Origin of the sequence: Streptomyces sp. MNU89 (genome assembly GCF_020982505.1) — a bacterium.
Classification (GTDB): domain Bacteria; phylum Actinomycetota; class Actinomycetes; order Streptomycetales; family Streptomycetaceae; genus Streptomyces; species Streptomyces xinghaiensis.
Window position 1 is genome coordinate 552,035 of sequence record NZ_JAJKLL010000001.1, and the last position, 25,338, is coordinate 577,372.

The following is a 25,338-nucleotide window of genomic DNA, read 5'->3' on the forward strand; positions in this document are numbered from 1 at the left end:
GCTGGACATTTCAGGGGAGTTCGGCGGGCTGTACGCTGCTGTCCGGAGGTTTTTCGCCCGGTGCCGTCGCGGTTTTCCCGCCACCGCCGGGGGTTTTCCTGTGCGCGCGGACAACGGATTTCCGGATTCCGCTCCGTGGGCCGTTCCGCGGTACGGAAGGGGACACGCATTCTCCCATTGTCCCGGCCGTAGGTCCCCGGCGGACGGGCGGCGGGCGGCGGTTCCGTACGCGCAAGACGGTGCCCTCGCCGCCCGCGGGGGATGTGAGGCGGACGAGGGCACCGTGGTCCGTGTGGTCACGTGGTGGACAGGGCTTCCGTGGGAGGCAGTCGCGCGGCGCGCAGCGCGGGATAGAAGCCGGCCAGGCCGCCGATCACCAGGGTCGCGCCGACCCCGCCCGCCATCGCCCAGACCGGCACCACCGAGGGCCAGCCCTGGTAGGTGGCGTAGCCGGAGGTGACGGCGATGCCGAGCAGGACCCCGCCGATGCCGCCGAGCGCGGACAGCAGCAGCGCCTCGCAGAGGAACTGGTTGCGGACCTGGCCTCGGGTGGCCCCCAGGGCGCGGCGCAGACCGATCTCCGACCTGCGTTCGAGTACCGAGATGACCATGGTGTTGGCCACCCCCACACCGCCGACGAGCAGGGCGACCGCGCCGAGCCCCAGCAGCAGTCCGCTGAGGGTGTCGTCGGTGGCCTGCTTGGCGGCGAGCACGTCGGAGGGCCGGGAGACGTTGGCCTCGCTGGGGTTCTCCGGGTTGGCGGTGGCACCGAGGATCGCCTGTACGCCGGTGACGGCCGCCTCCTCCACACGGGTGTACACCGTCGTCGGGTAGCCGTCGAAGCCCAGTTCCTCCTCGGCGAAGGTCCAGCCGGTCAGCGCGGCGGAGTCCAGCTCCGGGACGAGTTCGTTGGGGGCCAGCAGGCCGACGACGGTGACCCACTGCCCGGCCATCCACACCTTCGTGCCGGTCCCGGCCCGGAACACCCCGAGCTGCTCCGCGGCCGTGGGGCCGAGCACCACGGCCGGGTACCGCTGGTTGGCCGCGTTCAGCCACCGGCCGTCGACGATCTCCGCACCGGCGGTGTCCGGCAGATCGGTGCGGGCCGCGTAGACGTTGAGGCCGCCGGTCTCCTCCTCGGGGATGTGGTCGTTGCGGTAGACCTTGGCCCCGGTCTTGCCGAGGGCGGAGACCGACTCCACCTCCGGGATGTTCCCGATCATCTCCACGGACTGGTCCGGCAGATGGGCGGCGCCGCCGCCGAAGGACTGGCCGGGGGTGACGGTGAGCAGGTTGGTGCCCAGCGCGGAGAGCCGGCGGTTGAGGTCCTCGGTGCTGGAGGTGGAGATGCCCACCACGCCGACCATGGCGGCGATGCCGATGGCGATGCCGAGCGCCGACAGGAACACCCGCAGGGGCCGGGAACGCAGTCCGGAGCCGCCCACCCGCAGGACGTCGGCCGGGTTCATCCGGGCCGGCCTGGGGCGGGGCGGTGCCGGGCGAGACGGAGCCGGGCGCGCCGGCTCCTTCACGGTGGTCATCGCACGGCCTCCCCCGCGGTCAGGGCGGCGGGCACCGGGGCCGGCGTGAGGGCCCCGCCGCCGTCCGGGCCGGCGGCGAGCGCGGGTCCGGCGCCGTCCGAGTCGTGTTCGATCCGGCCGTCGCGGATCCGGACCTCGCGCGGCAGGGAGGCCGCGATGTCCCGGTCGTGGGTGATCACCACGACCGTGGTACCGGCCCGGTGCAGCTCGTGCAGCAGCTCCATCACCACCAGGCCGGAGCGGGAGTCCAGCGCGCCGGTGGGCTCGTCGGCGAGCAGCAGCGGCGGGTCGCCGAGCACCGCGCGGGCGATGGCCACCCGCTGTTTCTCACCGCCGGAGAGCTGGTGCGGCTCGTGGTGGAGCCGGTGGCCGAGGCCGACCCGGCGCAGGGCGCGCTCGGCGAGCCTGCGCCGCTCGGCGCGCGGGCGGCCGCTGTAGAGCAGCCCGTCCGCGACGCTGTCCAGGGCCGGGATGCCGGGGGCGAGGTGGAACTGCTGGAAGACGAAACCGATCGTTCCGGCGCGCAGCGCGGACAGCTCGCGGTCGCTGAGGTGGTCGATGTCGTGCCCGTCGATGCGCACGGTGCCGGCGGTGGGGCGGTCGAGGGTGCCCATGATGTTGAGCATCGTGGACTTCCCGGAGCCCGACGGGCCGACGACGGCCAGCAGTTCGCCGCGCCGGATGACGAGCCCGGCGTCCCGCAGCGCCGTCACGTCCCCGTACGTCTTGCGGACCCCGGACAGTTCGACCACCGGGCTGGCTGCATCGGTCACTTGGGGACCCCCACGACCAGGCCTTCGGTGATGCCCTTGCCGGACACCTCCACCAGGCTGTCCGCGAACATGCCGAGCTTCACCGCACGCCGCTCCACGGTGCCGTCCGCGTCGACGACCTCCACGGCGTAGCCGCCGCCGCGCTCCGCCACCAGCGCGTTGACGGGGACGGCGAGGACGTTCTCGCGGGTCTCCGCCTTCAGCGTGACCTCGACGCCGGCGGCCTGGTAGCGGCCGAGCCCCTTCTGCTTCCCGATCTCCAGCTCCACGGGCAGGGTGGGGTCCTCGTTCCCGCCGCCGCCGTTCCCGGGACCGCCGGAGCCGGCGTCGCCGGCCTCTCCGGAGCCCGAGAGGGTGCCCACATCCGTGACCTCCGCCCGGACGGTGCTGTCGTCCGGGAGGGTGACGGTGGCCTTGGTGCCCTTCTCGACGAGGTCCTCGTACCGCACGTCGAGATCGACGGTGACGATGCGTTCGGTGCCGGTCCAGGTCAGGACGGTGCCGTTGAGCAGGGCGCCGGGGGAGGTCTTCACGTCGGCGACGCGCCGGGCACCGGGCGCCACCACGGCGTCCCCGGGCCCGACCCTGCCGGTCTCCTCGCGGCCGAGGTCGTCCTGCCAGTCCCGGACGGCCTCGGCGGTGGTCTCCGTGTACGCGTCGTCGACGGTGAAGCCGGTGTAGCCGAGTTCGGAGAGGTTCTTCTCCAGGATCTTGACGTCGCCGCCCTCACTGCCCGGCCCCAGGGCGCGGTAGAAGGGCGTGGAGCCGTAGAGCAGCGGGACCTTCTCCTCGTCGGCGCGGTAGACGGTGCCGCCGCGCTTGATGACGTCGCCGTCCTCGGGCACCCAGGTGATGATCCCGGCGGTCCCGCCGTCGCCGCCGGTGCCGTTCTGCGCCGGCTGCCCGCTCCCGGCTCCGGCCGGGGCCTGGACGGCCGAGGCCTCGCCGTAGCCGAGGTTTCCGTCGACCGTCTCGGTGCGGGTCAGGGTGGTGCGCCGGATCTCGGCGGTCTTCGGCGGGGCGGATGGGGCGGCGTTCGCCTCTCCCGCTCCGTCGCCGCCGAGGGCCCCGGTGGTGGCGGCGCCGGCCGCCGCGACCACGGTGATCGCGGCGGCCACGATCATCGAGGTGCGCAGCGGACGGCTTCTGCGGTGGTTCGCCGGCGGGGCCGCGGCCCCGCCGTCGTCGCCGCTGCCGGCGGCGGTCTCCGCCGGCTTCTCCCGGGTTTCGAGGTCCCGGGCCGTTTCCCGGGGCCCGGGGTCCCCGGGGGTCTCCCGGGTGTCGGCCCCGGCCGCCGGGCGGTCGGCCACCTCGCCGGGGGTGCGCAGTTCCAGGGCCGCGGAGGGATCGCCGGACGGGCCCGGACGGTCCGCCCCCTCGTCCCGCTCGCGCTCCTGTGTCCCGTCCGGTGCCGTCACTGTGCGCCGCCGCCCGAGATCGTCACGCCGCCGCCGGGCCACTTGTCCTGACAGGCCGCCCGGGCCTGCTGGAACTCGTCGTCGGCCGGGTTGATGCCGGAGCCGGCGAAGTCGATCCCGAGGTTGTTGCCGTTGATCTCGGGGTCGGGGAACTTGGGGAGGCCGTTCTCGCGCATGCACTTCGCCCAGGCGGCGACCTTCGCCGAGTCCAGCGGTTCGCCGTTGCCGCCGCCCCCGCCGAGCTGTCCCTGGGGCATCTTGTCGCGGCACGCCTCCTGCGCGGACCTGAAGGACTCGGAGTTCGGGTCGACGTTGCCGTCGCCCGGGCTCAGCGCGATGCCGCCGCCCTCCTGCTGCTGCGGGTCGGGGAAGCCGGCCACCCCGTTGTCGCGCATGCACTGCGAGAAGGCCAGCGCCTGCTCGAAGGGGCTGCCGGGCGAGGCGCTCGCGTCGGACTTGGTGTCGTCGGCGGAGGCGGCCGACGAGTCGTCGGAGCATCCGCTGAGGAGGGCGCCGGTCAGCAGGACCGACGCCGCCAGCAGGGTTTTGGCCACGGTGGGCTTGGTTGTGGTGAACATGGGGCCAAGTTGTACGCGGGCGCCGGTCACACGGCGGACACAAGCACTGTCACCGCGGCGTTACCCCGGCCGGTGCAGACTGCCGGTGGATCTCCTCCGGTCCGCGGGGGCCCGGACCGCCCGGCGCCCCCTCGCCGTCCCACGCCCCTCACCGTCCCGCGGCCCTGCCTCCGCAGCCCTCCTCACGCCCGCCGCCTCACCGTCCGCCCGCCACCGGGAACACCGGGGCCTCCGGGCGGCCCGGGGCACCGCGGCGGCCGCCGCCCGCGCCGTCGAGGCCGCCCACCCCGGCGATACCCCGGTCGAGCAGGTCCACCAGGGCGTGCCTGCCCGGGACGGGCACCACGCCTCCCCCGCCGGGTCCGGTGCCGCCCGGGACGGCGGGGCCCGGGGACGCGAGGTCGTGCAGGGCCGCCAGGACTCCGGTGAGGTCCTCCTGGAGCCGGGTGAGGATCTCGGCGACGGCGGCGGCGTTGGACTCCAGGATGTCGCTCCACAGCCGGGAGTCGCCGCGGGCGATCCGGGTGACGTCGCGCAGCCCCTGGCCGGCGAGGTGGGCGGCCTCCGCGGAGCCGTCCCGCAGGCGTGCCGCCATCAAACTGGCGACCAGGTGCGGGGCGTGGGAGGTGAGGGCCACCGCCTCGTCGTGCGCCCGGGCGCGCATCACCCGGGGGACGGCGCCGCACAGCGCGATCAGGTCGAGGGTCCGGTCGAAGGCCCGCTTGGACGTCAGCCGGGTGGGGGTGAGCACCCAGGTGCGTTCCCGGAACAGTTCCGCGCGGGCCGCCCGCGGGCCCGACCACTCGCGGCCGGCCATCGGGTGGCCGCCGACGTAGCGGGTCGGGTCGGGTGCGGTGGCCAGGATCTCCCGTTCCGTACGGGACTTGACGCTCGCCACGTCGGTGTAGCTGAGCGCCAGCCGCCGTGCCTGCGACTCCGCCAGCACGGGCGCGACCAGGCTGGGCGGTACGGCGACCACGGCGAGGTCCACGGGTTCCGGCGGCGGCGCGGCCCGTCCGGCGCCCAGGTCCTCGGCGGTGCGGGCGGCGGACTCGTCCCGGTCCGACAGATACACGGTGACCCCCTGCCGACGGGCCGCGAGGGCGACCGAGGTGCCGATCAGGCCGGTGCCGATGACGGCGAGGGTGCGGAGGCTCACGACCCACCCCCCGGCACCGGCCCGCCGGCGGCCCCGTGCTCCGCGAGGCGTTCGGTGACGAGCGCGGACAGCCGGTCCAGGCCCTCCTCGATCCGGTCGGGCGTCAGCGTGCTGACGGACAGCCGGAGCTGGCGGAACCCGGCCGAGGCACCGTAGAAGTGGTGCATGGGGGTGAACAGAACGCCGTGGCGGCGGGCCGCGTACTCCAGGAGGCCGTCGTCCACGGTGAACGGCACGGTGAGCACGACGAAGAACCCGCCCGCGGGCGCGTTCCACGCGACGCCGGGGACGTTCCCCAGCCGCCGGGCCAGCCCGTCGAGCACCTGGCGGAGATTGCGCCGGTAGACCTCCGTCTCCCGGCGGTTGGCCTCGGCGAGGCTGCAGCCGTGGGAGAGCAGTTTGCCGCCGATCAGGGCCTGCGCGATCGGGGAGGTGTTGACGGTGAGCATGCTCTTGATCTTCGACAGTTCGTCGGCGAGCAGCGTTCCGCCGCCGGTGACCCGCTGGTCGGCGACCACATAGCCGACGCGTGCGCCGGGCATGCAGGTCTTGGCGAACGAGCCGAGATAGACGACGCGCCGACGGCGGTCGAGAGACTTGAGGGTGGGCAGCCGGCCGGCCGTCCCGCCGAGCAGTCCGTAGGCGTTGTCCTCCAGCAGCAGCAGGTCCTCGGCCGCGGCGATGTCCAGCAGCCGGTGCCGGGCGGCGAGGTCCATGCTGGCCCCGGAGGGGTTGGCGAAGTCGGGCGTGACGTAGCAGGCGCGGACCCGCATGCCCCCGGCGCGTGCCCGGCGCAGCCGTTCCACCAGGTCGTCCGGGTCGATGCCGTTCTCGCGGGTGCGCACGGGGAGCACGGGCAGATCGGCGAGGAGCGCGGCGCCGGTCAGGCCGACGTAGGTCGGGCTCGGGGCCAGCAGCGCCTCGCGGTCGTCGGCGCGCAGCGCGCGCAGCACCAGGAACATCGCCTCCTGGCAGCCGACGGTGACCACCACGGAGCCGGGGCCGGCCTCGATTCCCTCGTCCACGGCGAGGCTCCGGGCCACCAGGGAGGTGATGATTCCCTTGGTGGCTCCGTACTGGAACAGGGTGCGGGCGACCTCCGCCTCGTCCATCCCCCGTTCGGTGCGCAGGTGGTCGCAGAAGACCCGCAGGTACTCGGGTAACCGGGCCACGTCGTAGAAGCCCTCGTAGGGCCGGCCCGCGGCGAAGGAGACCGCGCGGGGATGGGTGTCGGCGATCTGGTTCAGCAGGTTCATGGACTCCATCGACACATCGCCGAGCGATGCGTGCAGCGCGTCCGCGGACAGCCCGGCCGGGGCGGTCTCCGATTGCAGGATTTCCGTCATCTGAGTCCTTGTCACATGCGTGAGAGCGTGGGGGCGTTACGGGGCGCGGCGCGTGCCGCGCCCTCAGCATCGTCCGTTGCGCGATCCCCGGCAATGTCCGCGCGAGGCCGATATCCACGCGGCGGCGAGGAACACCGGCGGCCGTTTGCCGGGCTTTCCCTTGACAGGTGCGGAAATCGCCGCGGCGCCCGTACCATCGGGCCGCAGAAACGAAATGCCCGGCCTCGCGGCCCGCGGTGAGGGGGACCCCCGGAAGAGGAATACACGGGGCCGTTTTCGATGACGGTTCGGATCTTTCCCGGGGACGTGGATATTCCTCTGCCATTCCGCGGCAAGGCGTGCGGGGCTCTGAATCCGCACCTTCTCCGTACGAGGACTCCCATGACGGATTTACCCGCAACGGCTCCCCTCAACGACCTCGCGATCGACTATGTGGAGATGTACGTCGACGACCTGGAGGCGGCGGTGGCCGCCTGGACCGGCCAGTACGGCTTCACGGTCGCCGGCACCGGCGGAACCGCCGGTCACCGCGGTATCGCCCTGCGCCAGGGCCGCGTCCTCCTGGTGCTGACCGCGGCGGACCCGGCGGATCACCCCGCCGCCGCCTACGTGGCCGCGCACGGCGACGGAGTCGCCGACATCGCGCTGCGCACCGCCGACGTGACCGCGGCCTTCGAGGCGGCGGTGTCGGCCGGCGCCCGCCCGGTCCGGGAACCGGTCCGGCACGAGGGCGGCGGCCCCGCCGTCACGGCGGCCATCGGCGGCTTCGGCGACGTGGTGCACACCCTGGTGCAACGCGCCCCCGGCGAGGGCCCCGGGCTCCCCGCCGGCTTCGTACCGGCGCAGCGCCGGGAGGAGCCCGGGGCCCTCGCCGGGGTGGGCCTGCTCGACATCGACCACATCGCGGTCTGCCTCACCGCGGGCGACCTCGACGGAACGGCCCGCTTCTACCAGCGGGCCCTGGGATTCCGGGAGATCTACCAGGAGCGCATCGTCGTCGGCGCCCAGGCGATGGAGTCGCGGGTCGTGCAGAGCGCGGAGACCGGTGCGGTGACGCTGACGCTCATCGAGCCGGACCCGGAGGCGCAGCCCGGGCAGATCGACGACTTCCTCAAGAGCCACCACGGACCGGGCGTCCAGCACCTGGCCTTCTCCAGCGACGACGCCGTCGGCGCGGTGCGCGCGCTCTCGGGCCGCGGGGTCGGATTCCTCCGGACCCCGGGGACCTACTACGACCTGCTCGGCGAGCGGATCGGGCTGAAGACCCACACCCTGGACGATCTGCGGGCCACCCATCTCCTCGTGGACGAGGACCACGGAGGCCAGCTGTTCCAGATCTTCACCGCCTCCACCCACCCGCGGCGCACGATCTTCTACGAGGTGATCGAGCGCCAGGGAGCGCGGACCTTCGGCAGCTCCAACATCAAGGCGCTGTACGAGGCGGTCGAGCTGGAGCGGACGGGTCAGCGTGCCGCACGGTGACGAGCGGGCCGCCGCGCCCTCCGTTCCGCCCGGATTCCCCGGCCCGGGCGGCCGGCGGGATCCGGGCGCGGGCGGGACCCTCCCCGGCGCGGCGGCCCCGCAGCCGTGGTGCGGCCTGGACGACGCCGAGCGGGCCGCGGCGGCCGTGCTCCCGCCCGGGATACGGGACTTCATCGCGGGCGGCAGCGGCCGGGAGCGCGCGCTGGCGGCCAACCGGGAGGCCTTCGGCCGGGTCTTCGTCACCCCGCGGGTGCTCCGGGACGTCTCGGGGTGCGGCACGGAGGCGGTGCTGCTGGGCCGGCCGGTCCGGATGCCGGTGGCGATCGCCCCGGTCGCCTATCACCGCATGGTCCATCCGGACGGCGAGCTCGCCACCGCGCGGGCGGCGAAGGCGGCGGGGGTGCCGTTCACCGTCGCCACGCTGAGCAGCGTCCCCGTCGAGGAGGTCACGGCGGCCGGCGGCTCCGTCTGGTTCCAGCTCTACTGGCTCCGGGAGCGCGGGCGTTCGCTGGAGCTGGCGCGCCGAGCCGAGGACGCGGGCTGCGAGGCGCTGATGCTCACCGTCGACGTGCCCTGGATGGGCCGCCGGCTGCGCGATGTGCGGAACGGGTTCGCGCTCCCCGCCGACGTGCGGGCCGCGCACCTGGACGCCGGTGCCGCCTCGGTGGCGCACCGGCCCGCCGGGGGTTCGGCGGTGGCGGCGCACACCGCGAGGGCGTTCTCGCCGGCGCTCACCTGGTCCTGTGTGGAGGAGCTGCGGGCCGCCACCCGGCTGCCGCTGGTGCTCAAGGGGGTGCTGGCGCCGGAGGACGCGGCGCGGGCGGCGGAGTCGGGTGTCGACGCGGTCGTGGTGTCCAACCACGGCGGCCGGCAGCTCGACGGCGCCCTGCCCGGCCTCGATGCCCTGCCGGCGGTGGTGGAGGCCGTCGGCGGGGCCTGCGAGGTCATGGTGGACGGCGGGGTCCGCAGCGGGACGGACGTGCTCACGGCGCTGGCCCTGGGGGCATCAGGGGTCCTGGTGGGACGCCCGCCGATGTGGGGCCTGGCCGCCGGCGGCGAGGACGGTGTCCGGAGGGTGCTCGACCTGCTGGCCTGCGAACTGGGCGACGCGCTCGGGCTGGCGGGCTGCGCCGGGACCGCCGGGGCCCGTCGGCTGCGTACGGTGCGCCTCCCGTCGGCCGGCCCGTAGGCCGGCGGACCGGTGCCCGGGCCGGGCCGCCCGCCTCGGGCGGCCCGGCCGCGGTCAGTACATCATCCGGGGATCGGCGTAGTGCTTGAATTCCAGGAGGTTCCCGGTGGGGTCGACGAGCACCACGGTGCTGTGTTCCTCGACCGTTCCCCCGAAACGGGACCGGACCTCCTGGAACACCGGCACCTTCCGCAGATTCACCAGCCGCAGCAGCGCGTCGAAATCCTCGCGCTCCCGGAAGGTCACCCCGAAATGCCGGGGATAGAGCGTGGGGCTCTCCACCACGGGGTCGTCCGGGGAATAGTGGCAGACGAGTTGGTCGCCGAAGAAGTCGAAGGTGATGCGGTCCGCGTACCGGCGCGCGACCGGGCAGCCGAGCATTTTGTTGTAGAAGAGCGCCGCGGCGTCCAGATCGCGGGCCGGCACGGCGATGTGAAAGGCGTCCCGGGAATTCCTCACCGGACCGCCCCGGAATGGTCGAGGAGGGTGTCGGAGCGGAGTCCGAGCCGGAGCGTCTCCAGCGCGATGACGTCCGTCAGGGCGATGTTCCCCAGATTGGCGTCTCCGCCCACCCTCTTGATGAAGTAGGTCTGCAGTTCCTTGTTGGGAGCCTCGAAGATCAGCCGGTCCGCCGGGGGCCCGGCGTCGAGGACGTCCTCGATGAGGCCGAACCGCACCTCGCCGTCGGGGCGGCAGATCCCGCTGGTGCCGCTCTCCCGCGCCTCCAGGATGACCGAGCGCGCCCCCGCGTCCAGGTCGCGCTGGATGCTGCTGATCCACTGGCTGGGCGCGAACATCTCCGACCGGCGCTGGTCCTTGAACCCCACCTCGGAGACGACCTCGAAGTCCGGGGCGAGCCGCTCGATGTAGCGGGCCTTCTCCTCGTGGCCGAGGTCGATGGTGCCGTTGGACACCTCCACACAGGCGCAGCCCTGTTCCAGGCAGAAGGCGCGGTACTCCTCGAACCTGCCCTGCAGCACGTGCTTCTCGAAGAGGGTGCCGCCGAACATGTAGGGGATGCGGTGCTGCGCGAGAACCTCCGTCTTCTCCTTCATGCCCGAGGTGACCAGCGCGGTCCCCCAGCCGAACTTCACCAGGTCGATGAACTCCCCCGAGCTGGCGACGGTGTCCTCGAACCACCGGACCGGGGCCCCGTTGTCGATGACCATCGTCAGCCCCCGGGTGCGCGGTTTGGGCTCACGGACGGGTAACTCCAGCGAATGCGTCATGGTTGGACCGAATCCCTCCTCGTCGGCCGCCCGTCCGGCGGCCGTCCGGTCTGCGGCGTCAGGGCCGGCGTTCGGCGGCCAGCAGGCGTTTCTGGACCTTGCCCAGGGCGTTGCGCGGCAGGCCGTCCACCACGTGGACCTCCTGCGGCAGCTTGTACGGCAGCAGCCGGGCGGCCAGGAAGGCGGCGAGACGGGAGCGGTCCAGCGGCTCCGTCGCCACCACCCAGGCCGCGACGCGCTGACCGAGCCGCTCGTCGGGCAGGCCGACGACGGCCGCCTCGGCGATGCCGGGGTGGTCGAGCAGCACGTCCTCGACCTCACCCGCTCCCACGCGGTAACCGCCGCTCTTGATCAGGTCGGTGTGGGCGCGGCCGGTCAGCCGGAGGGTTCCGTCCTCCAGCCACTCCCCCAGGTCCCCGGTGCCGAACCAGCCCTCGCCGTCCACGGCCGGTCCCCGCCCGAGGTATCCGGAGAACAGCCCGGTGCCGCGTACCAGGACCTCCCGGCCCGGGCCGGACGTGCCGTCCTGCCCGCCGGGGCCGTCGTGCCCGTGCGGTCCGGCCAGCCGCACCTGTGCCCCCGGCACCGGCCGGCCGACCGACCGGGCCTCCGCGGCCCGGGGCCCGCGGAGGTCCGCGATCCGGGGCGAGGCGATCACGAGGGTCTCCGTCATCGCGTACCGGTTGAGGATGCGGTGGCCGGAGAGGTGGCGCACGCGTTCCGACACCCTGCGGGGCAGGACGTCCGCCCCGGACACCAGGAGCCGGGCACCGCGCAGTTCCGCGAGGTCGGCCGAGCCCAGCGACGCCCACAGGGCGGGGACGCCGAAGTAGAGGGACGCACCGGGTACCGGGACGAGATAGCGGCCGGTGTGGACGAGCGGGGAGCCGGTGCGCAGCGGGCCGAGCCCGCCGAAGACCAGTCCGTGGACGTGCGACAGCGGCAGCGCGTGGGCGAGGACGTCGTCCGCGGTCCACTCCCACAGCTCCGCGATGGCGTCCAGGTTGGCGGCGACCGCCCGGCGCGGGATGACGGCGCCCTTGGGCGGCCCGGTGGAGCCGGAGGTGTACAGGATCAGCGCGGGGGTCCCGTCCGCCGGCGGGCCGGGCGGCGGGGTGTCACGGGCGGTGAGGTCGATCTCGTCCAGGACGAGGTCCACCCGGGCGTCGCGGAGGACGTGCTCGCGCTCCCGGGCGGAGGCGGCCGGGTTCAGCGGGACGGCCGTGCCGCCCGCGAGGAGCACGCCGGCCACGGCGACGAGGGTGGCGACACTCGGGCGCGCGACCACGCCCACTCTGCGGGCTCCGGCCACGGAGCGGACGACCCCGCCGGCGGCGGCCGCCAGTTCGTCGCCCTCCAGCCGTTCGCCGGCCACCTCGATGCGGGCGCCGCCCCGGCAGAGCGCCGGCAGCAGCCCCGGTGCGCGGTCCGCGGACACGGCCTACTCGCCGGTCCCGGTGGAGGCGGCGGCCGCGCGGCCGTCCGCCGGGGGCGCGGGCACACGGCCGGCGACCGCCGCGGCGACGGCGGAGACGAACGCTCCGAGCGTCGGGTTCTCCCAGATGTCGCGCGGGCCGGCCAGCTCCACCCCGTAGGTCTGCTCGACGGTGCTGATCACGTGCAGGGCCGCCAGCGAGTGGCCGCCCAGCGCGAAGAAGTCGTCGTCGTCGGACACCTCCGGCACGGCGAGCGCCTCGCACCACAGGGGGGCGACCACCTCCCGTACGGCCGCCCTGGTCTCCGTCTCCGGAGCACTGCTGTCCATCACGCCTCCTCGGTGTCCTGTGCCCGGCCGCCCGGGCGGCCGGTTCCGTTCCCGTCCCGGGGCCGTTCCCCGGCCGGGCCGCCGCCGTGCAGCGTGATCGCGCCGGACGGGCACCGCGCGGCGGCCGCCCGGACCGCCCCGGCCAGCCGGGGGCCGGGCTCGGGGGTGCTCAGCAGCACCTTGCCGTCCTCCTCCGACTGGTCGAACACGTCGGGGAGCTGGACCGCGCACAGCCCGGAGCCGGCGCATCGGCGGCGGTCGATCCGCAGGGTCATCCGGCTCTCCTCTCCGGGCTCCGCCGCCTCCGCGGCGTTCTCGCGGCTCCTCACCAGGTCACCGGCAGCCGGTCCACGCCGTGCGCGAGGGCGTGGACACGGAACGGAACCTCCTCGCCGGGCACCGCCACGGCGAGCCGGGGGAAGCGGCGCAGCAGCGCCGGGTACGCGGTCCGCAGTTCCATCCGGGCCAGTGCCGCGCCCAGGCAGTGATGGACGCCGTGGCCGAAGGCCACGTGGGCGGCGGGCTCCCGGGTGATGTCGAACCGGTCGGGCTCGGGGAGCAGGGCGGGGTCGCGGTTGGCCATCGGCAGCGAGCAGATGACGTGTTCCCCCGCCCGGATGAGCCGGTCTCCGACGGTGACGTCCTCCAGGGCGGTGCGCGGCGTGGGGGCGTGCGGCACCGTCAGATAGCGGAGCAGTTCGTCGACCGCGCCGTCCACCGCTCCGGGGTCGTCTCGCACGGCGGCGAGCTGGGCCGGGTGGTCCAGGAGCAGCAGGGTGCCCAGGCCGAGCATTCCCGAGACGTTGTCGAGACCGGCGAGGACCAGCAGGACGCAGACACCGCGCAGTTCCTGATCGGTGATCTCGTCGCCGTGGTCGCGGACCAGTGCGCCGAGGAAGCCGTCGTCGGGGTCCCTGCGGGCGCGCCGCACCATGTCGGCGAGGTAGCGCGACAGCGCGTCGCCGGCCGCCGCCCGCCGCTGCCGGCCGCGTCCGGGGGCGAGGAACGCGTGGCAGCGGCGCAGGAAGCCGCCGCGGTCGTCCCGGGGCACCCCGATCAGCTCGCACAGCACCGCGCCGGGCACGGGCGAGCAGAAGGACCGCACCAGGTCGGCCGGGGGCCCGCCGCGTTCCATGGCGTCGAGGCGTTCCGTGACGATGCCCTCGACCAGCGGCTCCAGCCGCCGCATCCGGCGCACGGTGAACTCGGGCGTGAGGATCTGCCGGAGCCGGGTGTGCTCGGGCGGGTCGTAGTCCATGAGCTGGCCGGCCATCTCGTCGGGCCGGGGGCCGTCGACGCGGCCGGACGGGGAGCGCGGCCCGAAGCGGCGGCGGGTGGAGAACCGGCGGTGGTCGCCGAGGACTTGGCGCACCTCGGCGTGGCCGGTCACGAGCCAGACGGGCACCCCGCCGGTTCCCGGGCCGACGTCGATCGCGGTGACGGCCTTCCCGGCGGTCAGCCGGCGGAGTTCCGCGGCGGGGTCGAAGCGGTCGCGGCGGGTGTAGGCGGGCGCGGTGGATGTGGTGGGTGTGGTGGGTGTGGCGGTCGTGGGTGGCATGGCTCCCCTACCAGGCGATGGGCAGTGTTTCCAGGCCGTAGGGCGCCTGCGGACGGAAGCGGATCTCCCCGGGGGGCACCGCGAGCCGCAGTGCGGGGAAGCGGCGCAGTACCGCCGGGTAGGCGGCTCTGAGCTCCATCCTGACCAGCGACGCGCCGACGCAGTAGTGGACGCCGTGGCCGAGCGCCACATGGGCGATGGGTTCGCGCGTGATGTCGAGGCGGTCCGGCGGCTGCCCCGGACGCCGTGCGCGGTTGGCCGCGAGCAGGGAGCAGGCCACGCGGTCGCCCGCCTTGATCGCCCGGCCGCCGAGGGTCACGTCCTCGCGGGCGACGCGGGGCGAGGCGGTCGGGATGACCGAGAGGTGGCGGACGAGTTCCTCCACCGCGCCGTCGATCAGTCCGGGCCGTTCACGGAGGAGGGCGAGCTGGGCCGGGTGCTCCAGCAGGGCGAGGATGCCGAGGCCCAGCATGCTGGCCATGTTCTCGACGCCGGAGCCCATCACGAACGCGCTGAGCCCGACGAGTTCCTCGTCATCGGTGTCCGCGCCGTGCTCGCGCACCACCCGGCCGAGCAGGTCGTCACCGGGCTCGCGGCGCTTGCGCTCCACGAGCCGGGCCATGTACGCGAGGTAGTTGGCGCCCGCGGTGACCTGCAGCCGCCGTCCGCGGAAGGCCGGCCGGCTGACCTTGAGGACCCGGGCCAGTTCGGCCCGGTCGTCGCGGGGGACGCCGAAGAGCTCGCACATCACCAGGCCCGGCACGGTCCAGGCGACGTGCCGCATGAAGTCCGCGGGCCGGCCGTCCTTCTCCAGGGAGTCCAGGGCGTCCTCGACGATGGCCTCGACGGCCGGTTCGAGGGCGCGCATCCGGCGGACCGTGAACTCGGGTGTGAGCATCTGCCGGAGCCGGGAGTGGTCGGGCGGGTCGTACTGGATGAGGTTGCCCGGCTGGGCCGGCCGCCGGGCGCCGGGTCCGCCGCCCGCGGCCAGGGCCGTGCTGAACCGGTCCGCGTCGCCGAGGACCGCCCGTACCTCCTCGGGTCCGGTGACCAGCCAGCCGGTGGTGGCGGGCTCCTCGGTGAGGACGGCCTCGGAGACCGGTGCGCGGGCGCTCAGCCGGCTGAGTTCGGGCAGCGGGTCCAACCGGTCGCGCCGGTTGTGCGGGGAGACGTCCGACGGCCGTGCCATGGGTCCCCCTCTACTCTCCGGTGCCCTGGGCGGGCAGCCAGAACATGCCGTCGGGGGACGGCACCAGGCCGTCCGCGGACAGCGGGGCCTCGGGTTCGGCTTCCTCGCCGAGCAGGGCGCGCATCTGGACCTGACCGCCCTCCTGCATGACCTCGCGCACCACCGAGGACTTGAACAGCGGCACCATGCTGCCGTCCTCGCTGCCCGCGAGTTCGTCGACGGCCGCGGCGAACTCCGCGGAGCCCGAGCTGAAGCGCTTCGCCAGCACCTCGGCGTCCGTCAGGACCCGCTCGCCGGAGGAGACCCCGCCGATGAGCTCGACGAACGACTCCAGCTCCGGGCGGTTGGCCCGGGTGACCTTCTTGGCCTGCCAGAAGTAGGAGTTCTCGTCCTGGTGCATCTCGTAGAAGGAGAGCAGGAACTCGTAGAAGACGCCGTACTCGCGGCGGTAGCGGGACTCGAACTCCCGCAGGGCCCGGTCCTCACCGACCAGCCCGGCGAGCACGCTGTTGATGGAGCGGGCCGCCAGCAGGGCGCTGTAGGTGGCCAGGTGGACGCCGGAGGAGAACACCGGGTCCACGAAGCAGGCGGCGTCGCCGACCAGGATCATGCCGGGACGCGAGAAGGTCGTGTGGTGGTACGAGTAGTCCTTGCGGACCCGGAGCTTCCCGTACGGGCCCTCGGTGACCCGCCGCGCGTCCGCAAGGTACTCGGAGATCAGGGGGCACTCGGCGATGAGTGCCGCGAGCGCCTTGTCGGAGTCGCCCCGGATCTTGTCGGCCATCTCCCGGCGGACCACGGCACCGACGCTGGTGAGATCCGGGCTCAGCGGGATGTACCAGAACCAGCCGCTCTCGAACGCCACCGACAGGATGTTGCCCGAGTTCGGTTCCGGCAGCCGCTTGCCGCCCTCGAAGTAGCCGTACAGGGCCAGGCTGCGGAAGAACTCCGAGTACTCCCGGGTTCCGCCCACCCGCCGGTACAGCCGGCTCCCGTTGCCGGAGGCGTCCACGACGAACGTGGCCGACGCCCGGTGCTCGCGGCCGTCGGCGTCGGTGTACCGGATGCCCCGGACCCGCTCCTCGTCCTCGACGACGTCGACGGCGGCACAGCCCTCACGCACCTCGGCGCCCACCCGGCGGGCGTTGTTGAGCAGGATCTCGTCGAACTTGGCCCGCTCGACCTGGTAGGCGTAGGACGTCGGCCCGGTCATGCGCGGGGAGACGGAGAAGGAGAAGGTCCACGGCTCGGGGTTGGCGCCCCACTTGAACGTGCCGCCGCGCTTGCGCGGGAAGCCCGCCGCGGCGAGCTCGTCCGCCACGCCGGTCAGCCGGCACACGCCGTGCACGGTGGCCGGCAGGAGCGACTCCCCGATCTGGTGACGGGGGAAGAACTCCTTCTCCAGGACCAGCACCCGGTGTCCCTGCATGGCCGTCAACGCGGCCAGCGTCGATCCGGCGGGCCCTCCGCCGACGACCACCACATCGAATTCCTCGGAATCCGGCAAGGCCATCCCTCCTCCCCTTGTCACCCGGCGGGTCATTCCCGCCCTGTATTTCTGGTTGCCGGATCGAGTCTGATTTCGCCCCGCGCCGGAGTCAAGCGGTGTCCAACCGGCCGGCGCGCGAGGCGGAATCACGGATCACGGGATCGCCCGGCGGATTTCGATATTCCGCCTTCCACCGCGGCGGGCCGCTGTCCACGGATTCCGGATAAATCTTCCGCGCGCACCGCCGGAGCGGGCCGTCAGGAGCTTTCCGCGGCGCCCTCCCGGTGTTTCCCGTGAAAACTCTCCCGGCGCTTCACGGAATTCTTCCGCGGATGTTTCCCGGGATGTTCCGCCGGTGGCGGCGGGAACCCCCACCGGCGTCCGGCCAGGGCCAGCAGCGGGCCCGTCATGAAGGTGGTGGTCAGGGCCATGAGCACGAGCACGGTGAAGAGCCCGGGCCCGATGACCCCGGCGTCGAGCGCCACGTCGAGCACGATGAGCTCCGTGAGCCCGCGGGTGTTCACCAGCACGGCGACCACCGCCGACTGGGGCGGGTCCATGCCGCTGATCCGGGCGGCCGCGTACCCCGGGAAGAGCTTCCCCGAAACGGCCACCGCCAGGATCAGCCCCAGCAGGACCCCGCCGTCGGCGTCCAGCGAGCCGACGTCGAACGACAGCCCGGTCGTCACGAAGAACAACGGCAGCAGCAGTCCGGCGGTCTGCTCCATCGGCCGCAGCACACCGGCGTCCGGCACCCCGCCCGGGCGGGGCATGGCGAGGCCCGCGAGCAGACCGCCGAACACCGGGTGCAGCCCCAGTTCGGCGGTGACCCAGGCGCTGCCCAGCGCGAGACCGAGCGCGATGGTCAGCTGATGCGCCGCCAGGGCGCCGGACCGTTCGAGCCACCGGGCGAGCAGCGGGCGGACCAGGAGGAACAGTGCGGCCGTGAACAGGGACAGCAGGAGCAGGGTCACCGGCCACGACCGGGCGGTGGCATGCCCGGTGCCGGCCAGCGCCGCGGCCAGGACGAGCCAGGCAGCGACGTCCATGATCCCGGCGGCGCTCGTGGCCACGGTGCCCGCGGGGGTGCCCGCCAGGCCGCGCTCCCGGACGATGGCGGCGAGGACGGGAAGGGCGGTCACCGACATGACCACGGCCATGAGGAGCCAGAACACCCGGCCGTCCGCGTGCTGGGGCTGCACCGCGGAGAACGCTCCGGGGAACAGCCCGACCACGCCCGCCCCCAGTGCAGCCGGGACCAGCAGCGCCGCGAGCGCCACGGCCGCCGCGGCCCCGCCGCCCCGGCGGAGCTGCCGCCGGTCGGTCTCGTAGCCGACCACGAACATGAAGAGGACGATGGCTATCTGGGACAGCACGGTGAGGAACGGCAGCACGTCCGGGGGAAAGAGCCGCGCGGTCGGATCGCCGGGCAGCCGGCCGAGCAGGGTGGGCCCCAGGGCGATGCCGGCCACGATCTGGCCGACGACGGCCGGCTGACCGCACCGGCGCGCCGCCGCCCCGAGCAGCCGGGAGGCGATGACGATCAGCGCGACGTCGCCGATGGCCACGGTCACCAGTGCTTCGGTGTCCACCTGTTCCCTTTCCGGAGGAGACGGCCACCGGTGCGGCCACCCTGTGTTGTCTGCCGGGGAGTTGTCCGGTTTGTGTCAGAGGGCTGTTGTCAGGGTGTTGCGGTCTCCCGCCGGTCCATTTCCTCGACCAGGCTCTTGGGGCGCATGTCCGTCCAGGTCTCCTCGATGAATTCGAGGCATTCCCGGCGGCTGCCCTCCTCGTGAACGGTCGTCCATCCCTCGGGCTTCTCGGCGAACGCGGGCCACAGCGAGTACTGCCCCTCTTCGTTGACGAGAACCAGGAAGGTGCCGTTCTCGTTGTCGAACGGATTGGTCATGACTCGGTCCTTTCCGATGTCTTTTCCTCAGCCGCCCGGAGCTTTTCCGTGACGACGTGTCCGATGCCCGGCAGATGCGCGGGCCGCAGCAGGTCGTAATGGCCGGCCCGCACCTCGTGCGGCTCGATTCCGCCCCCGATGTGGGGACGCCAGCTCTCCACCGCCTGCCGTACCGGCGGCTCACCGGGCCGGTCGGCGGTGGCGACGAAGAGCAGCAGATCCCCGCCGAAGTGGCGCGGTGTGTGGTCCGGCGCGAAACCGGACATGTTGCGCAGCACCTTCTCCAGGTTCGCCCGGACCCGGTCACTCAGGCCCGTGGAGCGGTAGAGGTCGGCCATGGCGCCCTCCCCGCCGTCCCTGAGCACGGAGTAGCCGTCCTCCCGCTGCCCGTCCCCGTCCCGGAAGCGGGACGTGGCGGCGCTGCCGGGATAGGCGTCGAGCAGCGCCAGCAGCGCCACCTCCTCGCCCAGTTCCTCCAGCCGGACGGCGACGGCCTGGGCGATGACGCCACCGATGGACCAGCCCAGGAGGTGGTAGGGGCCGGACGGCTGCACGGAGCGGATCTCGTCCGCGTAGTCGCGGGCCATCTCCTCGACACTGCCCGGCAGCGGCTCCGGCCGCGCGAGTCCGCGCGCCTGCACCCCGTACACCGGCAGGTCCGCCGGGAGATACGGCAGCAGAGCACCGTAGCCCCAGCTCAGGCCCATACCGGGATGGACGCAGAACAGCGGCGGGCGGCTGCCCCCGGGCCGCAGCGGCAGCAGCACACCCAGGTCGCCGCGGCTGCCGCCGGCACGGCGGGCTCCGGCCGCACGCTCCCGGTCCGCGTCCCCGGAACTCACCGCGAGCAGCCCGGTGCGGGTGCGCCGGGCCCGCTCACCGGTACGGAACATCCGTTCCCCCGGCGGGCCGAAGGGGCAGGCGACGAACCGTTCGGCGGTGAGGCCCGGACGGTCCGCGTAGCCGCGCGCCACCGGGGCTCCCGCCAGATAGAGGTCGCCCATCGCGCCCGGCGGCACGGGCCGGAGGCGGTCGTCGAGCACGAAGGCGCGGGTGTTCGCCACGGGCCTGCCGACCCGGAGGTCCACCGGGGCGGCCTCGCCGGGGCCGGTGCGGCTCTCCAGCCAGGCGCCGCCCGTCTCCGCCGCGCCGTGGCAGGACACCGTGACGGCCCCGTGGGGGCGCCCGGGCGCGTCCGGGGCGCCGTCCGCCTCCGCCGGCCCGCCCGCGTCCATGACCAGGGTCTCCGCGAACTCCGCTGCGAGGGCGGGCTGTTCACGGGTTCCCGGGCCGCCCGCGCCGGGCACGGAGGCGGACGGTCCGCCGTCCGGCGGCTCCGGCAGCGCGCTCGGCAGCAGCGCGCGGGTGGTGACCAGCAGCCGCCGTGCGCGCTCCCGGCGCGTGAGGGCTCCGGCCGCCGGCTGCCGGTCCCCGTCCGGCAGGCCCAGGCGGACGCTGCCCCCCGCGCACAGCGCCGCGAGCAGCGGGACGAGCAGCAGGGAAACGGGAGCGCGGGTGTCCAGCACCGTCTCCGAGCCGGCCAGCGCCGATGCCCGCACCCGGTGCGCGGCGTGGCCGGCCAGTGTGCGGTGTTCGACGACCAGGTCGGCGCCGGCCGGGCCGGGAAGGAGGAGCGCCGGGTGACCGGGCAGCGGCGGCGCGCAGTCCGGTACGGCGGCGACGGGCCCGGCCGCCGCGGCGCCGGGTGCGCCGCCGTCGGCCGCGGCCGCGTCGGGTGTGCCGCTGCCGGGTGCGGCGTCCGGTCCGGCCGGGGCCGGACCGCCGGTCGCCACGACGGGCAGGCCGGGACCGTCCGGTATCCGCCCGCCCTGCGCCGCGTCGCACACCAGGGCCGCGATCGGCGTCCGTCCGGAGTCCGGGCCCACGCCGTCCAGGGGCCGCGCCGGATCGGCGAGGCGGCAGGCGGCCCCGGCCTCCCACGCCGCGAGGAGCGCGACCACCAGCGCGGTGGTGGTGGGCTGCGCCACCAGGACGGTGGTGTCCGGACCAGCGCCCAGGGCGGTCAGCCGCCGGGCGAGCAGGTCCGCCGCGGAGCGCAGCTCCCGGTACGTCAGCGAGCCGTCCGGGCCGCTGACGGCGACGGCGCCGGGGGTCCGTGCGGCCTGCGCGGTCACAGCCGCCACGACCGTGGGCCACGGAACGTCCGCCGCCGCGCCGTGCCCCGTCTCCAGGAGCCGCCGGTGCTCGTCCACGCCGAGCAGGACGTCCACCGCGCTCAGCCGCTGGTCCGGGTCGGCCGCCACCTGCTCCAGGACCTTCGTCAGCCGCCGCGCCAGCGCCTCCGCGGTGGCCCGGTCGAAGAGTTCCGCGGCATAGCGGAGCCGGCCCTCGATGCCGCCGAGGTCCCCGTCGGGCCGGTACAGCTCGGTGAGGACGACCGACAGGTCGAGTTCGGTGGACTCGGGGCCCACTTCCAGGCGGCTGGTGCGCAGCCCGGGCAGTTCCCAGGGGTCCCACGCCTCCTCGACGCTGTCGTCCAGCTCCAGGACGACCTGGAACACCGGGTGGCGTGCCAGCGAGGGAGGCAGCCGCAGCGCGTCCGCCACGCGCTCGAACGGCACGTCCCGGTGTTCGCGCGCCTCCTGGCCGCCCGCCTGCGCCCGGCCCAGCAGGTCGCGGAAGGCGGGATCGCCCGAGGCGTCCGTACGCAGCGCCAGGGGCCCGGCGAAGGGCCCCACCAGCCCTTCCAGACCGGCCTCGTCCCGGCGCGGGATCATCGTTCCGACGGTGACGTCGGTGCCGACGCCGAGCCGGGCGAGCAGTGTCACGAGCGCGGCCTGCACCACCGTGAACGTCGTCGTGCCGGCGTCGTCGGCCAAGTCGGCCAGGCGGGTGTGCAGGTCCGCGTCGATGTGCAGCGGTACGGAGCCGGCCCGGTGCGAGGCCACGGAGGGCCGCGGCCGGTCGGCCGGCAGGAGGAGCTCGGCGTCCAGGCCCGCCAGGGCGTCCTTCCAGTACCCGAGCTGATCGTTGACCAGGCTCTCCGGTTCCCGCTCGCCCCGCAGCAGCTCCCGCTCCCAGAGCGCGTAGTCGGAGAACTGCACGGGCAGCGGGGCCCGTTCGGGCATCCGGCCCTCGCGGCGCGCGCCGTAGGCGGTGGCCAGGTCGCGGACGAGGACGTCCACGGACGCGTCGTCGGCGGCGATCCGGTGTACCACCAGGAGCAGCACGTGCTCGGTGTCCGACAGGGTGAAGAGGTGCTGCGTCCACGGTGTCTCACGGCCGAGGTCGAACGCGTGCGCGGCGTGGGCGGCCAGCAGGTCCGGCAGTTCCTCCTCGGTCGCCGCCGTGACGGCCGGTGCGGGGCGCGCGGCGTCGGTGTCCAGGACGCGCTGGCGCAGGTCGCCGCCCCGGGTCCCGTCGAACGTCGTCCGCAGGATCTCGTGCCGCGCCGCGACGTCCCCCAGCGCGGCCCACAGCGCCCGGTGGTCCAGTTCGCCGCCGAGGCGCAGCGCGACGGGGATCCGGTGCACGCCCGCCTCGTCACCGAGCCGGGACATCAGCCAGGTGCGCAACTGGCCGGCGGTGACGGGGACGTCCTCCCGCCGGCCGGCCGCTTCGAGCACGGGGCGGGCCTTCGTGGCCAGCAGCCGGGCCACACCGACCGGGGTCGGCGAGCCGAAGAACTGGCGGACGGCCAGCTCGGCCCCGAACTCCTCGCGGACCCGCCCGGCGAGCCGCATGGCCAGCCCCGAGTCGCCGCCCAGGTCGAAGAAGTTGTCGTCGGGGCCCACCCGTTCGAGGTCGAGCACCTCGGCGAAGAGCCGGCACAGCGTCTCCTCGGCGGCGGTCCGGGGCGCGCGGCCGGAGACCCGCTCGGCGAAGTCCGGGGCGGGCAGCGCCCTGCGGTCCACCTTGCCGTTGGCGGTCACGGGGAGCGCGGCCATCGCCAGCACGGCGGCCGGGACCATGTACTCCGGCAGCACCGCGGCGGCCTGCTCGCGCACAGCCTGCGGGTCCGCGCCCTCGGGCCCCTCGGGCACCACGTAGCCGACCAGGCGGCGCTCACCCGGGCCGTCGTCACGGGCCACCACCACGGCCTGGGCGACGCCCGGGTACGCGGTCAGTACGGCCTCCACCTCGCCGGGCTCCACCCGGAAGCCCCGGATCTTGACCTGCTCGTCCGCGCGGCCGGCGAAGAGGAGTTCCCCGTCCCGGGTCCAGCGGACCAGGTCGCCGGTGCGGTACATCCGCTCGCCGGGGACGAACGGACAGGCCACGAACCGCTCGGCCGTCGGGCCCGGACCGTCCCAGTAGCCGCGCGCCAACCCCGCACCGGCTACGTACAGTTCACCGGTCACGCCCGGCGGGACCGGCTGCAGGAAGGCGTCCAGCACGAACACCCGCCGCCCCGGCAGCGGACGGCCGATCGGCAGCACCTCCCCCAGCACATCCCCGGGACCCAGCTCGTGCCAGGTCGCGCAGAGCGTGGTCTCCGTCGGCCCGTACAGATGCCGCACCGAAACCTCCGGGCACGCCTCCCGCACCCGCGCCACCGAGGCAACAGGCACCACGTCACCGCCCGTCAGCACCTGACGCAGCCCCCGGAAACACTCCGGGGACTCCTCCGCCAGCACCCGGAACGAACCAGCCGTCACATGCAGCGCGGTCACACCGCCGGTCACATGGCGGCGTACCTGCCCGGCGTCCACGACGCCCGGTTCGGCGACGACGACCCGCGCACCCGCGGCGAGTGGCACCCACACCTCGAACAGGGAGGCGTCGAACGCGTGCGGGGCGTGCATCAGCACCGCGTCACCCGGCCCGACCGACCAGCCGGCTTCGCCGACCAGCGCCGCCACACCGCCGTGCGGCACCGCCACACCCTTCGGCACCCCCGTCGAACCCGACGTATACATCACATACGCCACGTCCCCGGGGTTCACCTCGGCCACCAGCTCGCCTTCGTGTGCGGCGAGTTCCGGCACCGTTCCGGGGTCGTCGAGGACCACCGTCCGCGCGGCGGCGTCCTTCGGCACCGCGCCCCGCGTGGCCTCCGTGCACAGCACCACCACCGGAGCGGCATCGGCCAGCACCAGCGCCACCCGCTCCACCGGAGAACCCGCGTCCACCGGCACATACGCCGCACCGGCCCTCCACACCCCGAGCAACGCCACCAGCAGATCCGCAGACCGCTCCATCACCACCGCAACACGCTCACCACGCCCCACACCCAGCGAAGAGAGATACGCCGCCAGGCGCCCCGCCCCGTCCTCCAACTCGCCATAGGACAAGGACCGTTCACCATCGACAACGGCCACCGCGTCCGGCGCCGTCCGCGCCCGCGCCGCGACCAGCTCCGGCACCGACAGCCCCGGCACCACCGGTGCCCCGCCGCGCTCCTCCCGGGCGGTGCCCAGCGCGGGCCCGTCGAGCACTCCGATCCGCCCGACGGGCACGGACGGTTCCGCCACCATCCGTTCCAGCACCCGCGTCAGTGCGCCGAGGACGGACTCGGCCGTGGCGCGGTCGAAGAGGTCCGGCCGGTGTTCGAGCTTGAGGTGCATGCGGTCGCCGGGCGCGACGACCAGGGTGAACGGGTAGTGCGCCGCCTCGCGGGAGAACCCGTCGGGCCTGATGACCAGGGCGTCGCGGCCCGGTGCCGGTGCGGCGGGCGGCCGGGGGAAGCTCTCGTACACCAGGAGCGTGTCGAACACCGCTCCCGGTCCCGCGGTCTTCTGGATCTCCAGGATGCCCAGGTGCTGGTGGGCCATCAGCGCGGACTGCCGGTCCTGGAGCCGCTGGAGCATCTCCCGCACCGGCTGGGCACCGTCGAGCGGTACCCGTACCGGCAGGGTGTTGATGAGCAGCCCCACCATCGATTCCACCCCGGGCAGTTCCGGGGGCCGCCCCGCCATGGTGGCTCCGAAGACCACATCCGTACGGCCCGCGAGGCGCGCCAGCACCAGGGCCCAGGCGCCCTGCACCACGGTGTTGACGGTCACGCCGGCCGTGCGGGCCAGCTCCGCCAGGCCGCGGGTCAGCGTTTCCGGGAGGTCGCCGCTGACGTTCCCGGGGAAGACGGGGAGCCGGTCCGGGACGGCGGGGGCGACCAGCGTCGGCTCGCCGGCCCCGGCGAGTTCCGCCTTCCAGGCGGCGTGCGCGGCCTCCTTGTCCTGCCGGTTGAGCCAGGCCAGGTACTCGCGGTAGGAGGTGGTCCTGGGCAGGCCGGCGGCGTCGCCGCCCGCCGCGTAGACCGCGGAGAGCTCTCCGATCAGGACGGGGGCCGACCAGCCGTCCATGAGGATGTGGTGGCTGGTCATCACCAGGCGGTGGCGGTTCTCGCCCAGGCGGACGAGCAGCAGCCGCAGCAGGGGCGCCACCGCCGGGTCGAAGCGCTCCGCCCGTTCGCTCTCGGCCAGCCGGTCCGCGGCGGCGAGCGCGTCGGCCGCGGGGAGTCCCGACACGTCCTCCTCGCGCCAGGGCAGCGCCACGTCCCGTGCGATGACCTGCACCATCTGTGCCCCGCTCACCTGGCGGAAGCAGGCGCGCAGCGCGGCGTGCCGGTCCAGCAGCGCCTCCCACGACCTCCGCAGCCTCCCCGGGTCCACCGGGCCTTCCAGCGCGAGGGCGGACTGGACGGTGTAGACGTCGGGGCCCCGGTCGTCGAAGGCGGCGTGGAACAGCAGCCCCTCCTGCAGCGGCGACAGCGGCCACACGTCCTCGACAGGGGATCGGGTCATCGTGTCTCT

Annotated in this window: 19 protein-coding genes; 2 read left to right on the plus strand and 17 right to left on the minus strand. The window is 74.3% G+C overall.

The genetic code is table 11. From position 1 onward, the window contains the following. Positions 1-296 precede the first annotated feature (296 nt). The 6 genes from E4N63_RS02525 to E4N63_RS02550 all read right to left on the minus strand — a co-directional run bounded on the left by E4N63_RS02525 (position 297) and on the right by E4N63_RS02550 (position 6,815). On the minus strand, positions 297-1,541 hold the full coding sequence (locus tag E4N63_RS02525) for an ABC transporter permease (RefSeq protein WP_374112666.1): 1,245 nt from the start codon (positions 1,539-1,541) through the stop codon (positions 297-299). Then, positions 1,538-2,314 (minus strand): ABC transporter ATP-binding protein, encoded by a 777-nt coding sequence (locus E4N63_RS02530; protein ID WP_125623751.1) that lies wholly within the window; start codon positions 2,312-2,314, stop codon positions 1,538-1,540. The genes E4N63_RS02525 and E4N63_RS02530 overlap by 4 nt, the downstream gene beginning before the upstream one ends. Next, positions 2,311-3,732 carry a peptidoglycan-binding protein gene (locus E4N63_RS02535; RefSeq protein WP_230239772.1) on the minus strand — a complete coding sequence of 474 codons (1,422 nt, stop codon included), beginning with the start codon at positions 3,730-3,732 and terminating at the stop codon, positions 2,311-2,313. Before E4N63_RS02535 ends, E4N63_RS02530 begins: the two co-directional genes overlap by 4 nt. Further along, positions 3,729-4,310 carry a hypothetical protein gene (locus tag E4N63_RS02540; protein WP_125623750.1) on the minus strand — a complete coding sequence of 194 codons (582 nt, stop codon included), beginning with the start codon at positions 4,308-4,310 and terminating at the stop codon, positions 3,729-3,731. The genes E4N63_RS02535 and E4N63_RS02540 overlap by 4 nt, the downstream gene beginning before the upstream one ends. Positions 4,311-4,506: 196 nt before the next feature. Then, positions 4,507-5,469: a prephenate dehydrogenase gene (locus E4N63_RS02545; RefSeq protein ID WP_230239773.1), complete on the minus strand. Its 963-nt coding sequence runs from the start codon at positions 5,467-5,469 to the stop codon at positions 4,507-4,509. Then, on the minus strand, positions 5,466-6,815 hold the full coding sequence (locus E4N63_RS02550; RefSeq protein ID WP_230239774.1) for a PLP-dependent aminotransferase family protein: 1,350 nt from the start codon (positions 6,813-6,815) through the stop codon (positions 5,466-5,468). Before E4N63_RS02550 ends, E4N63_RS02545 begins: the two co-directional genes overlap by 4 nt. Positions 6,816-7,196: 381 nt before the next feature. Between E4N63_RS02550 and hppD the strand changes: the two genes are divergently transcribed. Both hppD and E4N63_RS02560 read left to right on the plus strand, forming a co-directional pair. Next, positions 7,197-8,297 (plus strand): 4-hydroxyphenylpyruvate dioxygenase, encoded by a 1,101-nt coding sequence (gene hppD, locus E4N63_RS02555; protein ID WP_230239775.1) that lies wholly within the window; start codon positions 7,197-7,199, stop codon positions 8,295-8,297. 115 nt (positions 8,298-8,412) lie between these two features. After that, positions 8,413-9,486 (plus strand): alpha-hydroxy acid oxidase, encoded by a 1,074-nt coding sequence (locus tag E4N63_RS02560; RefSeq protein WP_230242312.1) that lies wholly within the window; start codon positions 8,413-8,415, stop codon positions 9,484-9,486. Positions 9,487-9,540: 54 nt separating this feature from the next. Here the strand turns inward: E4N63_RS02560 and E4N63_RS02565 are convergent, their stop codons facing one another. The 11 genes from E4N63_RS02565 to E4N63_RS02615 form a co-directional block, all read right to left on the minus strand. Beyond that, positions 9,541-9,945, minus strand: a complete 405-nt coding sequence (locus E4N63_RS02565) for a VOC family protein (protein ID WP_230239776.1) — start codon at positions 9,943-9,945, stop codon at positions 9,541-9,543. After that, positions 9,942-10,715 carry a phosphosulfolactate synthase gene (locus tag E4N63_RS02570; RefSeq protein ID WP_125623745.1) on the minus strand — a complete coding sequence of 258 codons (774 nt, stop codon included), beginning with the start codon at positions 10,713-10,715 and terminating at the stop codon, positions 9,942-9,944. The genes E4N63_RS02565 and E4N63_RS02570 overlap by 4 nt, the downstream gene beginning before the upstream one ends. Positions 10,716-10,773: 58 nt before the next feature. Then, positions 10,774-12,153, minus strand: coding sequence for an AMP-binding protein (locus E4N63_RS02575; protein WP_230239777.1), 1,380 nt, complete (start codon positions 12,151-12,153; stop codon positions 10,774-10,776). A gap of 3 nt (positions 12,154-12,156) precedes the next feature. Continuing rightward, the gene (locus tag E4N63_RS02580) at positions 12,157-12,480 is read right to left on the minus strand and encodes an acyl carrier protein (RefSeq protein WP_043461134.1); all 324 of its coding nucleotides are present in this window, start codon (positions 12,478-12,480) and stop codon (positions 12,157-12,159) included. Further along, positions 12,480-12,755 carry a ferredoxin gene (locus E4N63_RS02585; RefSeq protein WP_230239778.1) on the minus strand — a complete coding sequence of 92 codons (276 nt, stop codon included), beginning with the start codon at positions 12,753-12,755 and terminating at the stop codon, positions 12,480-12,482. The genes E4N63_RS02580 and E4N63_RS02585 overlap by 1 nt, the downstream gene beginning before the upstream one ends. A 50-nt stretch (positions 12,756-12,805) precedes the next feature. After that, positions 12,806-14,038, minus strand: coding sequence for a cytochrome P450 (locus tag E4N63_RS02590; RefSeq protein WP_230239779.1), 1,233 nt, complete (start codon positions 14,036-14,038; stop codon positions 12,806-12,808). Between the two features lie 7 nt (positions 14,039-14,045). Next, positions 14,046-15,227 (minus strand): cytochrome P450, encoded by a 1,182-nt coding sequence (locus E4N63_RS02595; protein WP_230239780.1) that lies wholly within the window; start codon positions 15,225-15,227, stop codon positions 14,046-14,048. Positions 15,228-15,237: 10 nt separating this feature from the next. Next, a complete protein-coding gene (locus E4N63_RS02600) occupies positions 15,238-16,740 on the minus strand; it encodes a tryptophan 7-halogenase (protein ID WP_125623740.1) in 1,503 nt (500 codons plus the stop codon). Positions 16,741-16,973: 233 nt separating this feature from the next. Next, the gene (locus E4N63_RS02605; RefSeq protein ID WP_230239781.1) at positions 16,974-18,308 is read right to left on the minus strand and encodes a cation:proton antiporter; all 1,335 of its coding nucleotides are present in this window, start codon (positions 18,306-18,308) and stop codon (positions 16,974-16,976) included. 89 nt (positions 18,309-18,397) lie between these two features. Then, positions 18,398-18,625 (minus strand): MbtH family protein, encoded by a 228-nt coding sequence (locus tag E4N63_RS02610; protein WP_230239782.1) that lies wholly within the window; start codon positions 18,623-18,625, stop codon positions 18,398-18,400. Beyond that, on the minus strand, positions 18,622-25,329 hold the full coding sequence (locus E4N63_RS02615; protein WP_230239783.1) for an amino acid adenylation domain-containing protein: 6,708 nt from the start codon (positions 25,327-25,329) through the stop codon (positions 18,622-18,624). The genes E4N63_RS02610 and E4N63_RS02615 overlap by 4 nt, the downstream gene beginning before the upstream one ends. Between the last annotated feature and the right edge of the window lie 9 nt (positions 25,330-25,338).

What these genes read in the sequence shown, in the direction of transcription:
- E4N63_RS02540 (WP_125623750.1), bottom strand. Translation starts at nt 4,310, where the DNA reads ATGTTCACCACAACCAAGCCCACCGTGGCCAAAACCCTGCTGGCGGCG.
- E4N63_RS02550 (WP_230239774.1), bottom strand. Translation starts at nt 6,815, where the DNA reads ATGACGGAAATCCTGCAATCGGAGACCGCCCCGGCCGGGCTGTCCGCG.
- E4N63_RS02615 (WP_230239783.1), bottom strand. Translation starts at nt 25,329, where the DNA reads ATGACCCGATCCCCTGTCGAGGACGTGTGGCCGCTGTCGCCGCTGCAG.
- E4N63_RS02595 (WP_230239780.1), bottom strand. Translation starts at nt 15,227, where the DNA reads ATGGCACGGCCGTCGGACGTCTCCCCGCACAACCGGCGCGACCGGTTG.
- E4N63_RS02590 (WP_230239779.1), bottom strand. Translation starts at nt 14,038, where the DNA reads ATGCCACCCACGACCGCCACACCCACCACACCCACCACATCCACCGCG.
- hppD (WP_230239775.1), top strand. Translation starts at nt 7,197, where the DNA reads ATGACGGATTTACCCGCAACGGCTCCCCTCAACGACCTCGCGATCGAC.
- E4N63_RS02580 (WP_043461134.1), bottom strand. Translation starts at nt 12,480, where the DNA reads ATGGACAGCAGTGCTCCGGAGACGGAGACCAGGGCGGCCGTACGGGAG.
- E4N63_RS02570 (WP_125623745.1), bottom strand. Translation starts at nt 10,715, where the DNA reads ATGACGCATTCGCTGGAGTTACCCGTCCGTGAGCCCAAACCGCGCACC.
- E4N63_RS02525 (WP_374112666.1), bottom strand. Translation starts at nt 1,541, where the DNA reads ATGACCACCGTGAAGGAGCCGGCGCGCCCGGCTCCGTCTCGCCCGGCA.
- E4N63_RS02610 (WP_230239782.1), bottom strand. Translation starts at nt 18,625, where the DNA reads ATGACCAATCCGTTCGACAACGAGAACGGCACCTTCCTGGTTCTCGTC.
- E4N63_RS02585 (WP_230239778.1), bottom strand. Translation starts at nt 12,755, where the DNA reads ATGACCCTGCGGATCGACCGCCGCCGATGCGCCGGCTCCGGGCTGTGC.
- E4N63_RS02600 (WP_125623740.1), bottom strand. Translation starts at nt 16,740, where the DNA reads ATGGCCTTGCCGGATTCCGAGGAATTCGATGTGGTGGTCGTCGGCGGA.